At 67.2% G+C, this 15,601-nt stretch carries 15 protein-coding genes and 1 pseudogene; 7 read left to right on the top strand and 9 right to left on the bottom strand.

Annotated elements, in window-relative coordinates; genetic code table 11:
- Positions 1-9 precede the first annotated feature (9 nt).
- Entirely contained in the window at positions 10-1,587 is a 1,578-nt protein-coding gene (murJ, locus tag ACETPF_RS05390; RefSeq protein WP_373933288.1) for a murein biosynthesis integral membrane protein MurJ, read from the bottom strand.
- Between the two features lie 143 nt (positions 1,588-1,730).
- Complete coding sequence (gene secB, locus ACETPF_RS05385; RefSeq protein WP_373933286.1) at positions 1,731-2,231, bottom strand: protein-export chaperone SecB; 501 nt, start codon at positions 2,229-2,231, stop codon at positions 1,731-1,733.
- 183 nt (positions 2,232-2,414) lie between these two features.
- Here secB and ACETPF_RS05380 point away from each other — a divergent pair, with 183 nt between their 5' ends.
- The 4 genes from ACETPF_RS05380 (at position 2,415) to ACETPF_RS05365 (ending at position 6,680) form a co-directional block, all read left to right on the top strand.
- Positions 2,415-3,068: a Tim44/TimA family putative adaptor protein gene (locus ACETPF_RS05380; RefSeq protein WP_373933285.1), complete on the top strand. Its 654-nt coding sequence runs from the start codon at positions 2,415-2,417 to the stop codon at positions 3,066-3,068.
- 4 nt (positions 3,069-3,072) lie between these two features.
- Positions 3,073-4,335 (top strand): murein transglycosylase A, encoded by a 1,263-nt coding sequence (gene mltA, locus ACETPF_RS05375; RefSeq protein WP_373933284.1) that lies wholly within the window; start codon positions 3,073-3,075, stop codon positions 4,333-4,335.
- Positions 4,336-4,338: 3 nt separating this feature from the next.
- Positions 4,339-4,890, top strand: a complete 552-nt coding sequence (locus tag ACETPF_RS05370; RefSeq protein ID WP_373933283.1) for a Smr/MutS family protein — start codon at positions 4,339-4,341, stop codon at positions 4,888-4,890.
- A gap of 104 nt (positions 4,891-4,994) precedes the next feature.
- Positions 4,995-6,680, top strand: coding sequence for a putative bifunctional diguanylate cyclase/phosphodiesterase (locus ACETPF_RS05365; RefSeq protein ID WP_373933282.1), 1,686 nt, complete (start codon positions 4,995-4,997; stop codon positions 6,678-6,680).
- Between the two features lie 81 nt (positions 6,681-6,761).
- Here the strand turns inward: ACETPF_RS05365 and dapE are convergent, their stop codons facing one another.
- Positions 6,762-7,901: a succinyl-diaminopimelate desuccinylase gene (dapE, locus tag ACETPF_RS05360; RefSeq protein ID WP_373933281.1), complete on the bottom strand. Its 1,140-nt coding sequence runs from the start codon at positions 7,899-7,901 to the stop codon at positions 6,762-6,764.
- A 54-nt stretch (positions 7,902-7,955) separates the two neighbouring features.
- Here dapE and ACETPF_RS05355 point away from each other — a divergent pair, with 54 nt between their 5' ends.
- Positions 7,956-8,399 carry a cupin domain-containing protein gene (locus ACETPF_RS05355; RefSeq protein ID WP_373933280.1) on the top strand — a complete coding sequence of 148 codons (444 nt, stop codon included), beginning with the start codon at positions 7,956-7,958 and terminating at the stop codon, positions 8,397-8,399.
- On the top strand, positions 8,399-9,427 hold the full coding sequence (locus ACETPF_RS05350) for a S66 peptidase family protein (protein WP_373933279.1): 1,029 nt from the start codon (positions 8,399-8,401) through the stop codon (positions 9,425-9,427). The genes ACETPF_RS05355 and ACETPF_RS05350 overlap by 1 nt, the downstream gene beginning before the upstream one ends.
- A gap of 16 nt (positions 9,428-9,443) precedes the next feature.
- On the opposite strand, the gene ACETPF_RS05345 is transcribed toward ACETPF_RS05350, so the two are convergent.
- Positions 9,444-9,881 (bottom strand): hypothetical protein, encoded by a 438-nt coding sequence (locus ACETPF_RS05345; protein ID WP_373933278.1) that lies wholly within the window; start codon positions 9,879-9,881, stop codon positions 9,444-9,446.
- A 137-nt stretch (positions 9,882-10,018) separates the two neighbouring features.
- A complete protein-coding gene (locus tag ACETPF_RS05340; protein ID WP_373933277.1) occupies positions 10,019-11,239 on the bottom strand; it encodes a dipeptidase in 1,221 nt (406 codons plus the stop codon).
- Positions 11,240-11,329: 90 nt separating this feature from the next.
- On the opposite strand from ACETPF_RS05340, the gene aat reads away from it, so the two are divergent.
- A complete protein-coding gene (gene aat, locus ACETPF_RS05335; RefSeq protein WP_373933276.1) occupies positions 11,330-12,079 on the top strand; it encodes a leucyl/phenylalanyl-tRNA--protein transferase in 750 nt (249 codons plus the stop codon).
- A 35-nt stretch (positions 12,080-12,114) separates the two neighbouring features.
- Here the strand turns inward: aat and ACETPF_RS05330 are convergent.
- The 4 genes and pseudogenes from ACETPF_RS05330 to ftsH form a co-directional block, all read right to left on the bottom strand.
- Positions 12,115-12,285, bottom strand: a pseudogene (locus ACETPF_RS05330) (DUF2155 domain-containing protein); the annotation flags it as partial.
- A gap of 245 nt (positions 12,286-12,530) precedes the next feature.
- The gene (locus ACETPF_RS05325; protein ID WP_373933275.1) at positions 12,531-12,929 is read right to left on the bottom strand and encodes an NADH:ubiquinone oxidoreductase subunit NDUFA12; all 399 of its coding nucleotides are present in this window, start codon (positions 12,927-12,929) and stop codon (positions 12,531-12,533) included.
- A 50-nt stretch (positions 12,930-12,979) separates the two neighbouring features.
- A complete protein-coding gene (locus ACETPF_RS05320; protein WP_373933274.1) occupies positions 12,980-13,513 on the bottom strand; it encodes a DUF192 domain-containing protein in 534 nt (177 codons plus the stop codon).
- Positions 13,514-13,633: 120 nt separating this feature from the next.
- Complete coding sequence (gene ftsH, locus ACETPF_RS05315) at positions 13,634-15,583, bottom strand: ATP-dependent zinc metalloprotease FtsH (RefSeq protein ID WP_373933273.1); 1,950 nt, start codon at positions 15,581-15,583, stop codon at positions 13,634-13,636.
- Between the last annotated feature and the right edge of the window lie 18 nt (positions 15,584-15,601).

The raw sequence follows: 15,601 nt of genomic DNA, 5'->3' as shown, positions 1-15,601 counted from the left end.
ATCCGTTGCTTATTGGGTTGCGGACTTGCGGCGCAGCAGCGCCCGGATGTCGGACAGGCGGTAGGCGCCCACCGCCACGCTCGCAGCCCCGTATAGCGCAACGCCCGCGCCGACAAGCAGGGACAGGGCGACATAGCGCTGGAGCATCGCCCCGGTCAGCCAGGGATCGAGCAGATGCTCCCCCGCCAGCAAGGCCGCGCCCATGAGGATCGCCGCGAGCGCCAGCCGTGGCAGCCGTCGCCGCAGCCCAGCGTCGGCATGAAAATGGCCGCGCTTGACCAGCGTGTGATACAGCATCGCGACATTGACGGTCGAGGACAACGCGGTAGCGAGCGGCGGGCCGATATGCCCAAGCGTCGGGATCATCGCCATATTGCCCGCGATGTTGATGAGGATCGAGAGCATGGCGTAGCGCACCGGGGTTTTCGTGTCGCCGCGCGCATAATAACCGGGCGTCAGCACCTTCACCAGCACATAGGAGGGCAGGCCGATCGAGAAGGCCGACAGCGCCCATCCGCACCGCATCGCATCCTCGGCGGTGAAGCGGCCATATTGGAACAGCCCGCGCACGATCGGTTCAGCAACGGTCAGGAACGCGACGGTCGCGGGCAGCGTCAGGAACAGGGCGAGTTCGATCCCCCGGTTCTGGGTCTCCATCGCCTCCGCTTCCTGCCCTTTGGACAGCATCCGCGAGACGGTGGGGAGGAGGATGGTGCCAAGGCCGATGCCGATGAGGCCCAGCGGCAACTGGTTCAGCCGGTCGGCATAATAGATATAGGTGATCGACCCCGATGCGAGCAGCCAGCCGGACAGGGCGGTGGAGACGAGCAGGTTGATCTGCGACGCGCCAGCGCCTGCGGCGGCGGGGACGATCAGGCGCAGCAGTTCCTTCACGTCCGCGTCGAACCTCGGCCGCCGCAGCTTCAGCGACACGCCCGCGCGGCGGCACGCCCACATCAGCCACAGCAGTTGGAGCGCGCCGCCCACCGTGACCGAAATCGCCTGCACCCGCGCCGTCTCATATTCGTCGGCCCCGTGGAACAGCCACAGCCCGGCGATCATGCTGAGGTTCAGCAGGATGGGGGCTGCGGCATTGACCCAGAATTTGTCCAGCGAATTGAGGATGCCGCCCAACAAGGAGGCAAGGCTGATGAGCGCCAGATAAGGCAGCGTGATGCGCGAGAGCATGACCGCGAAGGCGAACTGCTCAGGCGTCGGATTCTGGCGCGAAAACCCGCCCGACAGCGCCCAGGTAATCGGCCAGGCAGCGGCGATCAGGACGCCCGTGAAGGCGATCAGCACCGGCAGCAGCACGGCAAGCGCCCGCTGCGCGAAATCATAGCCGGCGGGCAATCCGCCGTCGCCCGCCGCCTTCCGGTTGAACAGCGGGATGAAGGCGGCGGAAAAGGCGCCTTCCGCGAACAGCGCGCGAAACATGTTGGGCAGGCGGAAGGCGACGCCATTGAACGCGTCCGACGCGAACCCCGCGCCGACATAGCGCGCGGCGAGCGAATCGCGCACCAGCGCCAGGATACGGCTGGCGAGCGTCAGCCCGCCGACCGAACCGAGGGCGCGCGCCAGTTTCATGCTGCGCTCAAAAGCCCCTCCCCTTCAGGGGAGGGGTTGGGGTGGGGTATCGCCCCACGCGCTCCGCCTAAAGGATGGACCCCACCCCCAACCCCTCGCCTGAAGGGGAGAGGCTTAAAGACGCGCAAGGCCATCATTCGAAATTAGGCGTGGCCGGCCGGTTCGCCCGCGGTCGCTTCCATCTGCTGCGCCTGCTGGAGATACAGGCCGCCGAAATCGATCGGCTCCAGGAGCAGCGGCGGGAAGCCCCCGTCGCGGATCGCGTCGGCCAGCACGCGGCGGGCGAAGGGGAAGAGCAGGCGCGGGGCTTCCGCGAGCAGGAAGGGCTGGGCCTGATCCTCGGGCACATTCCGCATCCCGAACAGCCCGGCATAGAGCAGCTCGACCGCGAAGGCCGTGCCCTGCGGCGCGGTGGCCTTTACCTCGACCTTCAGCGACACTTCGACCACTTCCTCGCCGACCTTGTCCGCGCCGATGTTGAACTGCACGTCGATCTGCGGCTGGTCCTGCCACTGATAGACGGCGGGCGCGTTCGGGTTCTCGAACGACAGATCCTTCACATACTGGCTGATGAGCGCGATCTGCGGCGCGGTGTCGATGCCGTTGCCGATGCTGCTGGTGATGTGGTCCGTTTCGTCGGCCATAAGTGGTCCTGGCTTTCCCTGTTATACTGGCGGCGCGGCGGCCCCCGATGACGATGACCCGCGCGCTTAGCAGGGGGCGCAGACAGGAGCAATGGCGCGCGGCCAAGCGCTATTTGAAGTCTCGTGCAAACATGCCTATGTTGCGCGTTGGAACCTGATTTCGAGCAAAGGGTATTAGCCCCCGTGTATGTGATCGTCATCCTCGCCATGATCGCCGGCTTTCTGGCGCTGCGGCTCTATTCCGTGCTCGGCAAGCGCACGGGCCATGAGCAGGAGCCCGCGCTTCGCCCGGCCGAGGACCGCGCGAAGGTGACGGTGCTTCAACCGGGCCCGGTGCCGCAGAATATGGGCGATTCGGTGCGGCTGGCCGAAGGGCTGATCGCGCCTGGCGCGGAAAACGGCGTGCGCGCCTTGATTGCCGCCGACCGTGGCTTCGACGTGCCGCAATTCGTGGACGGGGCGAAGAGCGCCTACAAGATGGTGCTCGAAGCTTTCTGGCGCGGCGATCGCGACGAACTCGCCTGGCTGTGCGATGCGGACGTGCTCGCCTCGTTCGAAGCCGCCATCGCCGCGCGCGAGGCGGAAGGGCATGTGCTCGACAATCGGTTGGTCCGCATCGAAAAGGCGCAGATCATCGAGGCGTCGGTCAAGGATCGCGTCGCCGAAGTCGCCCTGCGGTTCGAGGCGGATATCGCCGCCGTCACCCGGGACAAGGACGGCCATGTCGTGGCCGGCTCGATGACCGACGCCGTCGGCACCCGCGACGTGTGGACCTTCACCCGCGACATTCGCAGCGCGGACCCCAACTGGAAGCTCAGCGAAACCGACGAAGGCTGATCGCATGATCGGCTTCAAGTCGGCGGGCGCGCTGCTCGTGGCACTGGCTCTGTCCGCCTGCGCGGGCGGTATGATCCCGCCATCGGCGGGCGGTGCGCCGACGCGCCCCGCTCCTTCACCGCCCTCGACCGGGGGGCAGGCGACCCGCCCCATTCCCGCCACGCCGCGCCCCACCCTGCCGGTCGATCTGCCCGCCGAGCCCGCGCTCGACAAGAGCAGCGCCGCCGGCCTTGGCGTCACGCGCGGACCTGACATCGCCACTCTCATTCCCTCGGGCGAACGCTCGCGGCTCGCGCTCGCCGCCTTCCGCCTGTCCTGCCCCACGCTGATGCGCCGCGCCGACCAGAGCGGCCTGACCCGCGGGGCCGACTGGAACAATGCCTGCGCCGCCGCCTCTAGCTGGCCCGAAACATCCGCCAGCGAATTTTTCGCCCGCTATTTCGAGGCGGTTCAGGTGGGCGACGGCGCGGCCTTCGTCACTGGCTATTACGAGCCGGAGATTGCCGGATCGCGCACTCGCCAGCCCGGATATGCGGTGCCGATCTACCGCCGCCCGACGGACTTGATCGACGTCGATCTCGGCCAGTTCAGCGACAGCCTGAAAGGCCGCATCATCCGGGGCAAGGTGAATGGCACCAAGTTCGTCCCCTATGACGAGCGCAGCCAGATCGTCGGCGGGTCGCTTGCCGGGCGTGGGCTGGAACTGGCCTGGGCGGCCGACCCTGTGGAGTTCTTCTTCCTCCAGGTGCAGGGATCGGGCCGGCTGCTGCTGCCCGACGGCGGCGTCATGCGGATCGGCTATGACGGGCAGAACGGCCGCGACTATACCGGCATCGGCAAGCTGATGAAGGATCGCGGGCTGATCCAGGCCGGCTCCATGCAGGACATCATGGCTTATCTGCGCGCCAACCCGGTGGAGGGCGCGGCGATCATGAACGAGAATAAGAGCTTCGTCTTCTTCCGCGAACTGACCGGCGCCGGGCCGCTCGGCGCGCTGGGCGTCGCGGTAACGCCCGAGGCTACCGTGGCCGCCGATCCCAAATTCGTGCCTCTGGGCGCGCCCGTGCTGCTCAGCCTCGATCGCGCCGAACCCAACGGCGTCTGGATCGCGCAGGATACGGGCGGCGCGATCAAGGGCGCCAACCGGTTCGACAGCTTCTGGGGCGCGGGCGCGCGGGCGCGGGGGATTGCCGGGGGCATGTCGGCGCGGGGCAGCGCGCTGCTGCTGCTGCCGATCGGCTCGCTCGCGCGCCTGACCCAGCCCTGATCCATGGCCCGGCGGCGGCTGTCGGCGGAGGAGGAGGCGCTCTGGACCGCGCTCACGCGCAGTGTGCGGCCGCTCCGCCCCGGCGCGCGCCTGTCGAAGATCGCGGAGGCGTCACCGGCCGCGCAGGGCGAGCCGATCGCCGATCTGCCACATAGGTTAACTATTGCGCCACAGCCGACCTTTGTTGCGCCGCCCGCGCGGACCCCTGCGCCGGTGCTGGACAGCAGCTGGGAACGCCGCATCCGGGGCGGCACGATCAGCCCGGACATGAGCATCGACCTGCACGGCCATACGCTAGCGGCAGCCCATGCCCGGCTCGACCAGGCGATCGCCGCCGCGCTCGCGCGCGACGCGCGGGTGCTGCTGGTGGTGACCGGCAAGCCGCCCAAAAGCGCGATGGTTGCAGGGTCGTCACGACGCGGCGCGATCCGGGGGGAAATCGGCCACTGGCTCGAAACCAGCCGCCATGCCGACCGCATCGCCAGCGTTCGCGTCGCCCATCCGCGCCATGGGGGCGACGGCGCCCTCTACCTGATCTTGCGCCGCAAGAAATGACGCATTCCGGCGGCTCTCGCTGATCCTTTCTTAACCAGTCTCCTTCATACCGGCCGGATTGAGCGCTCCATGGGCGGGGCAGGAGCATCGGGGCAAGGAGGCACATGCAGGGCGTGACGTTGAAAAGCCGCGCTGCTGCCTTCGCCTGCGCCGCGGGGGCGCTGGTGTTCACCCTGTCGCTCGTGCTTGCCTATACCGCCGGGGAGCAGGACGACGCGGTCGCGATTGGCCGCTCGCTCATCATCGCGATCCTGTGCGGCACGATGAGCTGGGCCTCGGCCGCGCGATCGACGGCGACCACCGCGAGCGCCATCGACGCGGCGACCGAGCGGCTTCTCGCTGCCGCCCTCGGCGATCTACAGTCGCCCGTCGCGCCCGAAATCGGGCAAGAGCTGCCTGACCTTTCGGTCGCTCTGGAAAGCCTGTTCAGCCAGGTCCGCACCAATCTTGACCATGTGCAGGCGCTGGCCCTGTTCGACCAGATCACTGGCCTTGCCAACCGCACGAGCTTCTGTCGTCAGGTCGAACGGCTGCTGGCCGAACATGACGACAATGGCCAGCCGACCCTCTTCTTCATCGATCTCGACGGGTTCAAGGGCGTCAACGACACGCTGGGCCATGCGGCGGGCGACCAGCTGCTCGGCCGGGTCGCGGGGCGGCTGCGCGAAGTGGTGATGGCGCAGGTCAGCACCGGCGGCGGCGACGCCGTCATCGGCCGGCTGGCGGGCGACGAGTTCACCCTCTTCTTCCCCCATCTGACCGGCCCGGCCGCGGCGCAGCGGATCGCGCGCGCGATCCAGTTCGCGCTCGGGGAACGGTTCGACCTTGGCAGCCAGCATGTCGAGCTGGGCGCCTCCATCGGCATCGCCTGCTACCCTGATCATGGGGACACGCTCACCGGGTTGCTGCGCGCCGCCGACATCGCCATGTATCATGCCAAGCATGAAGGGCGGGGGCGCGCGGAAATCTACACCGATGCCCTCGCGCTGGAGGCTCAGGACCGGGCCGAGCTGGAGCGCGATCTGCTGACCGGCCTGCAACGCGACGAGTTCCTGCTGGAGTTCCAGCCGCAGATCGATGTCGGCCGGGGCCGCGTCGTCGCGGCCGAGGCGCTGGTCCGCTGGGCGCATCCCGAGCGCGACCTCGTCATGCCCGGCGCGTTCGTGCCATTGGCGGAGGAAAGCGGGGCGATCGTCGCGCTGGGCGACTGGGTAATGAGCCAGGTGTGCGAGACGGCGGCGCGTTGGGCGGCGGCGGGGGTCGATCAGCGCATCGCGATCAACATTTCCACGCGCGAACTGAGCCAGCCCGATTTCTTCCTGCGCCTGCGCCACGCCATCGCCAGTCATGGCGCGCCGGCGACGATGCTGGAGCTGGAAATCACCGAGTCGCTGGCGATGGAAATAGACCCGCGCGTCCTCCAACAACTGGCGGCGCTGCGGCAGGACGGGGTGCGCGTGGCCATCGACGATTTCGGCACTGGCTATTCCAACCTGTCGCGGTTGAAGGAATTGCCGGTCGACCGGGTGAAGATCGACCGCAGCCTGGTGCGCGACATCGCTGCCTCCGCCGAAGCGCGGACCATCTGTTCTGCCGTCGTCGGCCTGATCCAGGGGCTCGGCATGGAAGTGGTGGTCGAGGGGGTCGAAACCCAGGCGCAGATGGACGTGCTGCGCGTGATCGGCTGCACCCTGTTCCAGGGCTATCATCTCGCGCATCCGATCGGAGAGCGCGCGTACCTGGCGCAATTTGGCGGTCAGGGCGCGATGGCGCTGAGGGATGCGGGGTAGCAAATCATGAGTTCCCCTCCCGCTCGCGTTCAAACGAGGCACGTGACTCGTTTGAAGGGCAGCGGGAGGGGAGCAATAGGTTCACCCCAACGCCCGTTCCACCGCCAGCGCGTAAATCCGGGTCAGGTCGCGCAGATCCTGCACCGCGACCGCCTCGTCCAGCTTGTGCATGGTCGCGTTGCAAAGGCCGAATTCCACCACCGGGCAGAGGCGCGAGAGGAAGCGCGCGTCGGAGGTGCCGCCGCTGGTGGAAAGTTCAGCCTCCGTGCCCGTCACGTCGCGGATCGCACCGGCCAGCAGGTCGGACAACGCGCCCGGCTGGGTCAGAAACGCCTCGCCGCTGATCTTCGCCTCCACCATTCCGCCCTCGATCGCGGCGAGCGTGCGGATGCGTTCGATCAATGACGCCCCACTGTGCCGGTCGTTGAAGCGGATCGAGATGCGCGCTGTGGCTTTCGCCGGGATGACATTGTGCGCGGGGTTGCCGACCTCCAGGTCGGTGATCTCGATATTGCTCGGCTGGAACCAGTCGGTGCCTTCGTCCAGCACTTCGGCCTCGACCGCGTTCAGGATGCGGAGCAGGCGCGGGATGGGATTGTCAGCGAGGTGGGGGTAGGCGACATGGCCCTGGCTGCCCGCGACGCTGACCCACATATTGACCGATCCGCGCCGGCCGATCTTCATGACGTCGCCCAGCCGGGCCGAGGATGTCGGCTCGCCGACGATGCAAAGGTCCGGCTTCAACGCGCGCGCCGCCATCCGGTCCATCAGCGCGAGCGTGCCATAGGTCGCCGGCCCCTCCTCGTCGCCGGTGATGATCAGGCTGATCGTGCCGGGCAGGTCGTCGGGCAGAGCGCCAAGTGCCGCGACGAAGGCCGCGATCGAACCCTTCATGTCGACCGCGCCTCGCCCGTAGAGCAGGTCGCCGCGCAGCTCCGGCGCGAAGGGATCGCTGGCCCAGCCCGCGCCCGGCGGCACCACGTCGAGATGGCCGGCAAAGGCGAGATGCGGCCCCGCGCCCACCGTGCGCCAGGCGAGGAGGTTCTCGACCGGCCCGTCCGGCGCTTCCCCGGCGATGAAGCGGTCGACGGTAAAGCCGAGCGGGACCAGCATCGCCTCCAGCGTATCGAACACAGCGCCGGTGGCCGGGGTGACGGACGGGCAGGCGATCAACCGCTGCGCAAGGGCCACGACATCGTCATTGGTGCTGGTCATGTGCATCCCGCCGCGTTAGCGAACACAGCGAGGGTTGACCAGCGGCAGGAGACACGCACCGTGCCACGGATCGAACTGGAACAGGTCGCGCAGACCAACATGACCGGCTATCCCGCCGAACATGCCGCGATGGTGGCGGGCCGCTGGGCGCGTCGGCTGGGGCCGGCGAGCGGGCTCGCCGATTTCGGGATCAGCCATGTCGTGCTGAAGCCCGGCGCGGGTTCCTCGCACCGCCACTGGCATGAGGATGAGGACGAGTTCGTCATCCTGCTGTCGGGCGAGGCGGTGCTGGTGGAGGACGACACGCGCACGCCGATGCGCGCGGGCGATATGGCCGCTTTTCCGAAGGGCGAGCCCAACGGTCATCATCTGGTCAATGAAGGGCAGGAGGATTGCGTGTTCCTGGCGGTCGGGCGCCCGCCGGCGGGCGATTGCCATTATTCGGATATCGACATGCTCTATTCGGGCGGGCGCTACCGGCGGCGGGACGGGAGCCTCTATTGATGCAGGTGAGCCGGCGGTCCTGGATGGCGGGCGCGGGCGCGTTGCTGGGCGCGACGCGGGTTGAGGCGGCGGATGCGAGGCCGGTGAAGCCTGCCCGGCTGCGCCCCGGCGACACGGTCGGACTGATTGAGCCGGCGGGCTTCACCGACGACACGTTCGACCTTGAGGTGGTCAAGGAAACGATCGTCGCCATGGGCCTCAAGCCCAGGGCCGCGCCGCATCTGGCGGGGCGCTACGGCTATCTCGCCGGCACCGACAAGGATCGCGCGGCGGACGTCAACGCGATGTTCGCCGATCCCCAAGTGCGCGCGATCTTCGCGGTGCGCGGCGGATGGGGCTGCGCGCGTATCCTGCCCTTGCTCGATTTCGCGATGATCCGGCGCAATCCCAAGCTGCTGGTCGGTTTTTCGGACATCACCGCGCTGCACTTGGCGATCGCGGCGAAGGCGGGGTTCGTGACGATCCATGGCCCGGTCGCGGCGAGCGGCTGGAGCCGCTTCAGCTGGGACGCCTTTCGCGCGGTGGCCTTCGATGGCGCGACGCCGACGCTCTCAACGCCCCTGGGGCAGGAGGACCGGCTGGCGCAGCGCGCGGGCCGCATCCGCACCTTCCGCCCCGGCATGGCGCGCGGGCGGCTGATCGGCGGAAACCTGAGCGTCCTTACGGCCCTGATCGGCACCCCCTATGTGCCCGACTTCAGCGGCGCGATCCTGTTCTTGGAGGACATCAGCGAACAGCCCTACAGCATCGACCGGATGATGACCCAGTTGGCGCTGGCCGGCGTGCTGGGGAAGGTCGCGGGCGTTGCGTTCGGCCAGTGCACCGACTGCGGACCAGCGGGGGCGAGCTATGGCGGCTTTACCTTGTCGGAAGTGCTGCAACAGCATTTGGAGCCGCTCGGCGTGCCGGCGTTCCAAGGCGCGCAGTTCGGCCATGTCGCCAACCAGTATAGCCTGCCCATGGGGGTGATGGCGGAGATGGATGCGGGCGCGGGGACGATCCGGCTGCTGGAGGCGGCGGTTGGCTAGGGTTGGTCTTCATCCGTCATGCCAGCGCAGGCTGGGATCTCTCTTTTCTTTCAGGCGCACCGCCACAAGAAGAGAGATGCCAGCCTTCGCTGGCATGACGAGGGTGGAAGGCGAACGCTCGGTCAACATTCGCGATATGGGCAGGAAGCGTGACAGAGTTAACGACAGAAATCATTGCCGTCCGTGCTGGCTTACTCTGGGTAGTTGGCTTGCTAGGAAGTGGGTTGATTGGCGGGTACTTGGCAAGCCTGCCGAGCGGACCGAGGTCAGGCTGGATAGCTGTACCCATCTTGGCGATGCGGATGCCACTACTACTTGGCCCAACGGGTTTTGGACTAATCATTGGCCACTTGACGGGCGACTTGAGCAAAACGGTCGCCTGTGCCGTAGTCGCAATTTCAATCATCGTATCTGTTTGGCTGTCGATGATCGCGCTACAAATGGTGCAGAACATGGCTTGCCTAATATTCGGAGCTAACACTCAACCAATCCGATGGTGGGCAGGGGATGATGGCAGGCGAAATCGACGTAAAAAGCGGCGGCCTATTTCGTAAAAAGTATCTGTTGGTTGTCGTCAGCACACCAATAGCCCTACCGCCTCACCCCCGACGCCACTGTCTCCGCCGCCGCCATCACCCGCAGCACATTTTCGCCCGCCAGTTTGGCGAGGTTGCGGTCGGTCCAGCCGCGGCGCATCAGTTCGGCGAGGAGGGCGGGGTAGGTCTCCACCCCGCCCAGACCCTGCGGCAATGACCCCACGCCGTCATAGTCGCTGCCGATGCCGACATGATCCACGCCCGCGACCTTGGCGATATGGTCGATATGGTCGGCGACCTCGCTCAAGGTGACGACCGGCTCGGGATTGGCCTTCTCCCATGCGGCGAGCGCCGCCTTGGCGGCTTCCGGGTCGCCGATGTAGAGACCGCCGAAGGGCGGGGCGTTGTAGCGCGCGATCTCGGCGCTGCGGTTGGCTCCCCATACACGCCGCGCTTCGGAGACATATTGCGGGGCGTAGTTGACCATCACCACGCCGCCATTCTTCGCCACTTCGCGCAGCACCGCGTCCGACACGTTGCGCGGCGTGTCGCAGAGCGCGCGGGCGCTGGAGTGGGAGAAGATGACGGGCGCCTTGCTGACGCGCAGCGCGTCGAGCATTGTCGCTTCGCTGACATGGCTCAGGTCCACGAGCATCCCCAGGCGATTGAGTTCGGCCACCACGCTCTCGCCGAAGGGGGTGAGGCCGTCATGCTGGGGATTGTCGGTGGCGCTGTCGGCCCAGGCGATGGTGCGGCTGTGGGTCAGCGTCAGGTAGGATGCGCCAAGGTCGCGATAGGCGCGCAGCACCGCGAGGTTGCCGTCGATCTGCCCGCCGCCCTCGACCCCGATCATCGACGCGATCTTCCCCGCCTTGTGCGCGGCCCGCACCTCCGCCGAAGTCGTTACGAAAGCGAAACTACCAGGGTAGCGCCGCGCGAAACTGTGGGCGAGGTCGATCTGCTCCAGCGTGTCCTGCACCTGTTGCAGCTCGGGCTTGTCGGCGGACACCCAGACCGACCAGAATTGCCCGCCCACGCCGCCGGCGCGCAGGCGGGTGATGTCGGTATGATAGACGGCCGGGTCGAGCCGGGTGAGGTCCATCGTCCAGCGCGCGTCCTTCGCCTTTTCGGTGAGCGCCTCCGGCCAGTCATTATGCCCGTCGATCAGCGGCGTGGCCTTGAGGAGGCGCGCGATGCGGGCGGCGTAGGGATCGTCGGCAGCCTGGGCAACGGGCGCGGCGAGGCAGAGGGCGAGCAGGATCAGGCGTGTCTTCATGGCGGCAAGCGTAGGAGCGCGACGGGCGCTGTCAATCGGCCGCATCATCCGGGCTGTTCGCGCACGCCGGCTCTGCTAACGTGGCTGCCCGTGACCAGCATCGAACCGCTCATCCTGCTACAAGCCTATTCGATCGGCGTGTTCCCCATGGCCGACGATCGGGACGCGCCGGACGTCTATTGGGTCGAGCCAAAGCGCCGGGCGATCCTGCCGCTGGATGCGTTTCACCTGTCCAACTCGCTGTCCAAAGTCATCCGGCGGGATCGGTTCCGCGTGACCGCCAATCGGGATTTCGCCGGCATCGTCGCCTTGTGCGCGCAGAGCGCGGCGGACCGGCCGTCGACCTGGATCAACCATGCGATCGAACGCGCCTATCGGCAGCTGCACGCCATGGGCTACGCCCATTCGATCGAGGTATGGGACGGCAGGGAACTGGTCGGCGGGCTTTATGGCGTGGCTCTCGGCCGCGCCTTCTTCGGCGAATCGATGGTGTCGCGCCGCACCGATGCGTCGAAGGTCGCGCTGGCCTGGCTGGCGGCGCGGCTGCGCTTTGCCGGTTTTGCGCTGCTCGATTGCCAGTTCATGACCGATCACCTCCGCACCATGGGGGCGGTGGAGATCAGCCAGCGGGATTATCTTCAGTTGCTGGGCGCCGCGGTCGGCGGGGTGCCGCTGGGCGCGGGCGCGTTGCTGGCGGGGTCGGGCGAGGCGGCGTCGCTGGCGTTCGATCCGCTTGTCCGCGACGAGGCGGCGACGGGCTCGCCCTTGCCGCCGAGCTTGACGGTCGCCGGGCCGCTTTCGGGCCATTCCATCGCGCAACTCTTGACCCAGACGTCATAGACGGGGTGCTGCACGACATTGCGGTCGGGCCGGTCGCGGAAGAGCCAGCCGGAAAAGGCCCGCCGCCATTTATTGTCGGCGGTCGACCGCACGTCCAGCTGCACGAAAGCGCCGGTTTCCTGAACATTCTCCCAGGGCGCGGTGGTCTCGCACGCCTGGAGCCGGACGATCGCGTCACCGACGCGCAGCGCCTCGCCGGGTTTCATGCTGAGGTCGCGGGTAAGGCCATTGCGCTTGTTGAGCAGGCCAACGACGGCGGTCCGCTGCGCCATCGGCGTACCCGAGAGCGCGCCCGCGCCCACGGTGCGGATCGGGCTGCCCTCCACCTTCACCGGGCCGGTGCGATTCGCCGTCGGCATGTCGTCCCCGCCACAGGCACCGAGCGCCGCGAGGCAGCAGAGGGCGGGCATTGCGCGCAGGATCGGCGGGAAAAGGCCCGCCGCAGGCCGGGTCATGCCGCGTCGGGGCTCCAGGCTTCGTAATCGCCGGTCGCCTTCTGGCGGAGGCCGCCCTTTTCCAGAGCGCCGGACGGGCGATAGGCATTGGCCGTGCCGGTGGCGTTGGGCGTATAGTCCCGTTCCCAGATGCGAGCGGGCGGCAGGAAGCTTTCGGGCGTGCCCTCGATCGTGTGGTGCAGCCAGCCATGCCATTCGGCGGGCACGCGGCTGGCGTCGTTCGCGCCGTTGTAGATCACCCAGCGGCGCGGGCGGCCGTCGATGCCGGTCCCGCCCTCATAATAGAGATTGCCCATATGATCCTCGCCCACCTTGCTGCCCTTGCGAGCGGTGAAGAGCGAAGTGCCGATGGTCGCGCCATCCCACCAGGTGAAGATCTTGCCGAGGATGCCCATGGCTCCAGCGCTTAGCCGCTGCGGCGGACGCGGGCAAGAGGCACCGGGCGTCAGCGCGGCGGGGGCGGACAGAAATTGAGGTCGGTGGTCCGCTTCTCCTGCGGCACGGCGCACCCGCCCCAGGCAACGCTGTCGCCTTCCCCGATCCCGAGCGCCGCCGCCCGCCCACCTGCCAGTTCAAGCACGGCGGCGACAGGCACGCCGGCCGACACCGGAATGCGTGAATAGGGTTCGGCGTTGGCCTTGAGGAAGGCGATCGTCCCGTCGGTATGGATGAACAGCATGTCGAGCGGGATCAGCGTGTCCTTCATCCAGAAGCTCGCGGTGCGGGGCGGGTCCATGGGGAAGAGCATGCCGGTGTCGGGGCCGAGGCTCTTGCGGAACATCAACCCCTGCTCCTGCTGCTGCGGCGTGCGGGCGACCTCCACGTCGAAGCGGTGCGTGCTCTTCGCCGTGCGGATGACGAGCGGGATGGTGTTCGTCGGGGCCTCGGCGCGCGCTTCAGGTTGGGCGGCGTTGTCTGCGGGTGGCTGACTGGCGCAGGCGGCGAGGGCAAGGGCGAACAGGGCGGCGAAGCGGGTCATTGCGCCTGCCTAAAGCGATTTGAGCAGCGAGGGGAGGGGATTAACCCTGATCCTCACCGATGGGCGAGCAAAAAAGGGGCGCGGCCTTGCGGCGGCGCCCCTCATGTGGATGCGCTTTCGTCAGGTTCCGAGAGGGGCGGGATCGCCGAACGGTCCCTTGCGCTTGCGGCTGCGGGGGATCGAGCTGCCCGCCGCCGGGATGGTGGAGGGCTTGATCGTCGTGCCGTCGTCACGGGTGATCTCGCCCTTGTCGAGCAGCGTCTTTATCTCCTCGCCGGACAGCGTCTCATATTCGAGCAGGGCATTGGCGAGCAGGTGGAGCTGATCCTCATGACCCTTCAGCACGTCCTGCGCGCGGGTATAGCCCTTTTCGACCAGGCTGCGGATTTCCTTGTCGATCAGCTTGGCTGTCTCGTCCGACATATGGACGCGCTGGCTCTGCGAATAGCCAAGGAAGGTCTCGCCCTGCTGCTCCTCATATTGGAGCGGGCCGAGCTCGTCCGACATACCCCATTGCGTGACCATGTCGCGCGCCAGGCGGGTAGCATATTGGATATCGCCCGATGCGCCGCTCGATACCTTGTCGTAGCCGAAGATGATCTCCTCGGCCACGCGCCCGCCCATGGCCACGGCCATGTTGGCGTGCATCTTGTCGCGATGATAGCTGTAGCTGTCCCGCTCCGGCAGGCGCATCACCATGCCCAGCGCGCGGCCACGCGGAATGATCGTCGCCTTGTGGATCGGATCGGATGCGGGCTCGTGAACGGCGATGATGGCATGGCCGGCCTCATGATAGGCGGTCATCTTCTTTTCGTCGTCGGTCATGACCATCGAGCGGCGCTCGCTGCCCATCATGACCTTGTCCTTGGCCGCCTCGAACTCGTCCATGGCGACGAGGCGCTTGCCGCGACGCGCGGCCATCAACGCGGCTTCGTTGACCAGGTTGGCGAGGTCCGCGCCGGAGAAGCCCGGCGTGCCGCGCGCGATGGTGCGCGGGTTGACGTCAGGGGCCAACGGCACCTTCTTCATGTGGACGGCGAGAATCTTCTCGCGGCCCTCAATGTCGGGGCGCGGCACCACGACCTGCCGGTCGAAGCGGCCTGGACGCAGCAGCGCGGGGTCGAGCACGTCGGGACGGTTCGTGGCTGCGACGATGATGATGCCCTCGTTCGCCTCGAACCCGTCCATTTCGACCAGAAGCTGGTTCAGCGTCTGCTCGCGCTCGTCATTGCCATTGCCGAGGCCCGCGCCGCGATGGCGGCCGACCGCGTCGATCTCGTCGATGAAGACGATGCAGGGCGCGTTCTTCTTCGCTTGCTCGAACATGTCGCGCACGCGGCTGGCACCGACGCCCACGAACATCTCGACGAAGTCCGAGCCGGAAATGGTGAAGAAGGGCACGCCCGCCTCACCCGCAATGGCGCGGGCCAGCAGCGTTTTGCCGGTGCCCGGCGAACCGACCAGCAGCGCGCCCTTGGGAATCTTGCCGCCCAGCCGCGCGAACTTGCTCGGGTCTTTCAGGAACTCGACGATCTCCTGCAATTCTTCGCGCGCTTCGTCGATGCCGGCGACATCGTCGAACGTCACCTTGCCATGCTTTTCGGTCAGCAGCTTCGCTTTGGACTTGCCGAAGCCCATGGCCCCGCCCGCGCCGCCGCCCTTCTGCATCTGGCGCAGCACGAAGAAGGCGATGCCCAGGATCAGGAGGAAGGGGAGCGACTGGAACAGCAGATATTGCCAGAAGCTCGGCTGCTCCTGCGCCTGGCCCGAATATTTGACGTTATAGTCGTCCAGAAGGCCGGTGAGGCCCGGATCGTTGACGGGAACGGTCGAGAATTTCTGCCCGCTCGACAAGGTGCCGGTGATGCGGTCGGGCGCGATCGCGACATCCTTGACCTGCCCCTCGGCGACCTTGGAGCGGAATTCCGAATAGGCGATGCCAGAGCCGGCTGTGGAGGCGGAGCGGCTGTCGAAGATCGACACGAACAGCAGCAGGGCGACGATCACGCCGGCCCAAATCATCGCGCTCTTGATCCAGGGGTTGCCCTGCGGGTCTTTCTCGTCGTTCATCATCACTCTCTTTCGCCC

Source organism: Sphingobium agrisoli, from assembly GCF_041877245.1.
GTDB lineage: Bacteria > Pseudomonadota > Alphaproteobacteria > Sphingomonadales > Sphingomonadaceae > Sphingobium.
This window is presented reverse-complemented; position numbering and strand designations above follow the sequence as displayed.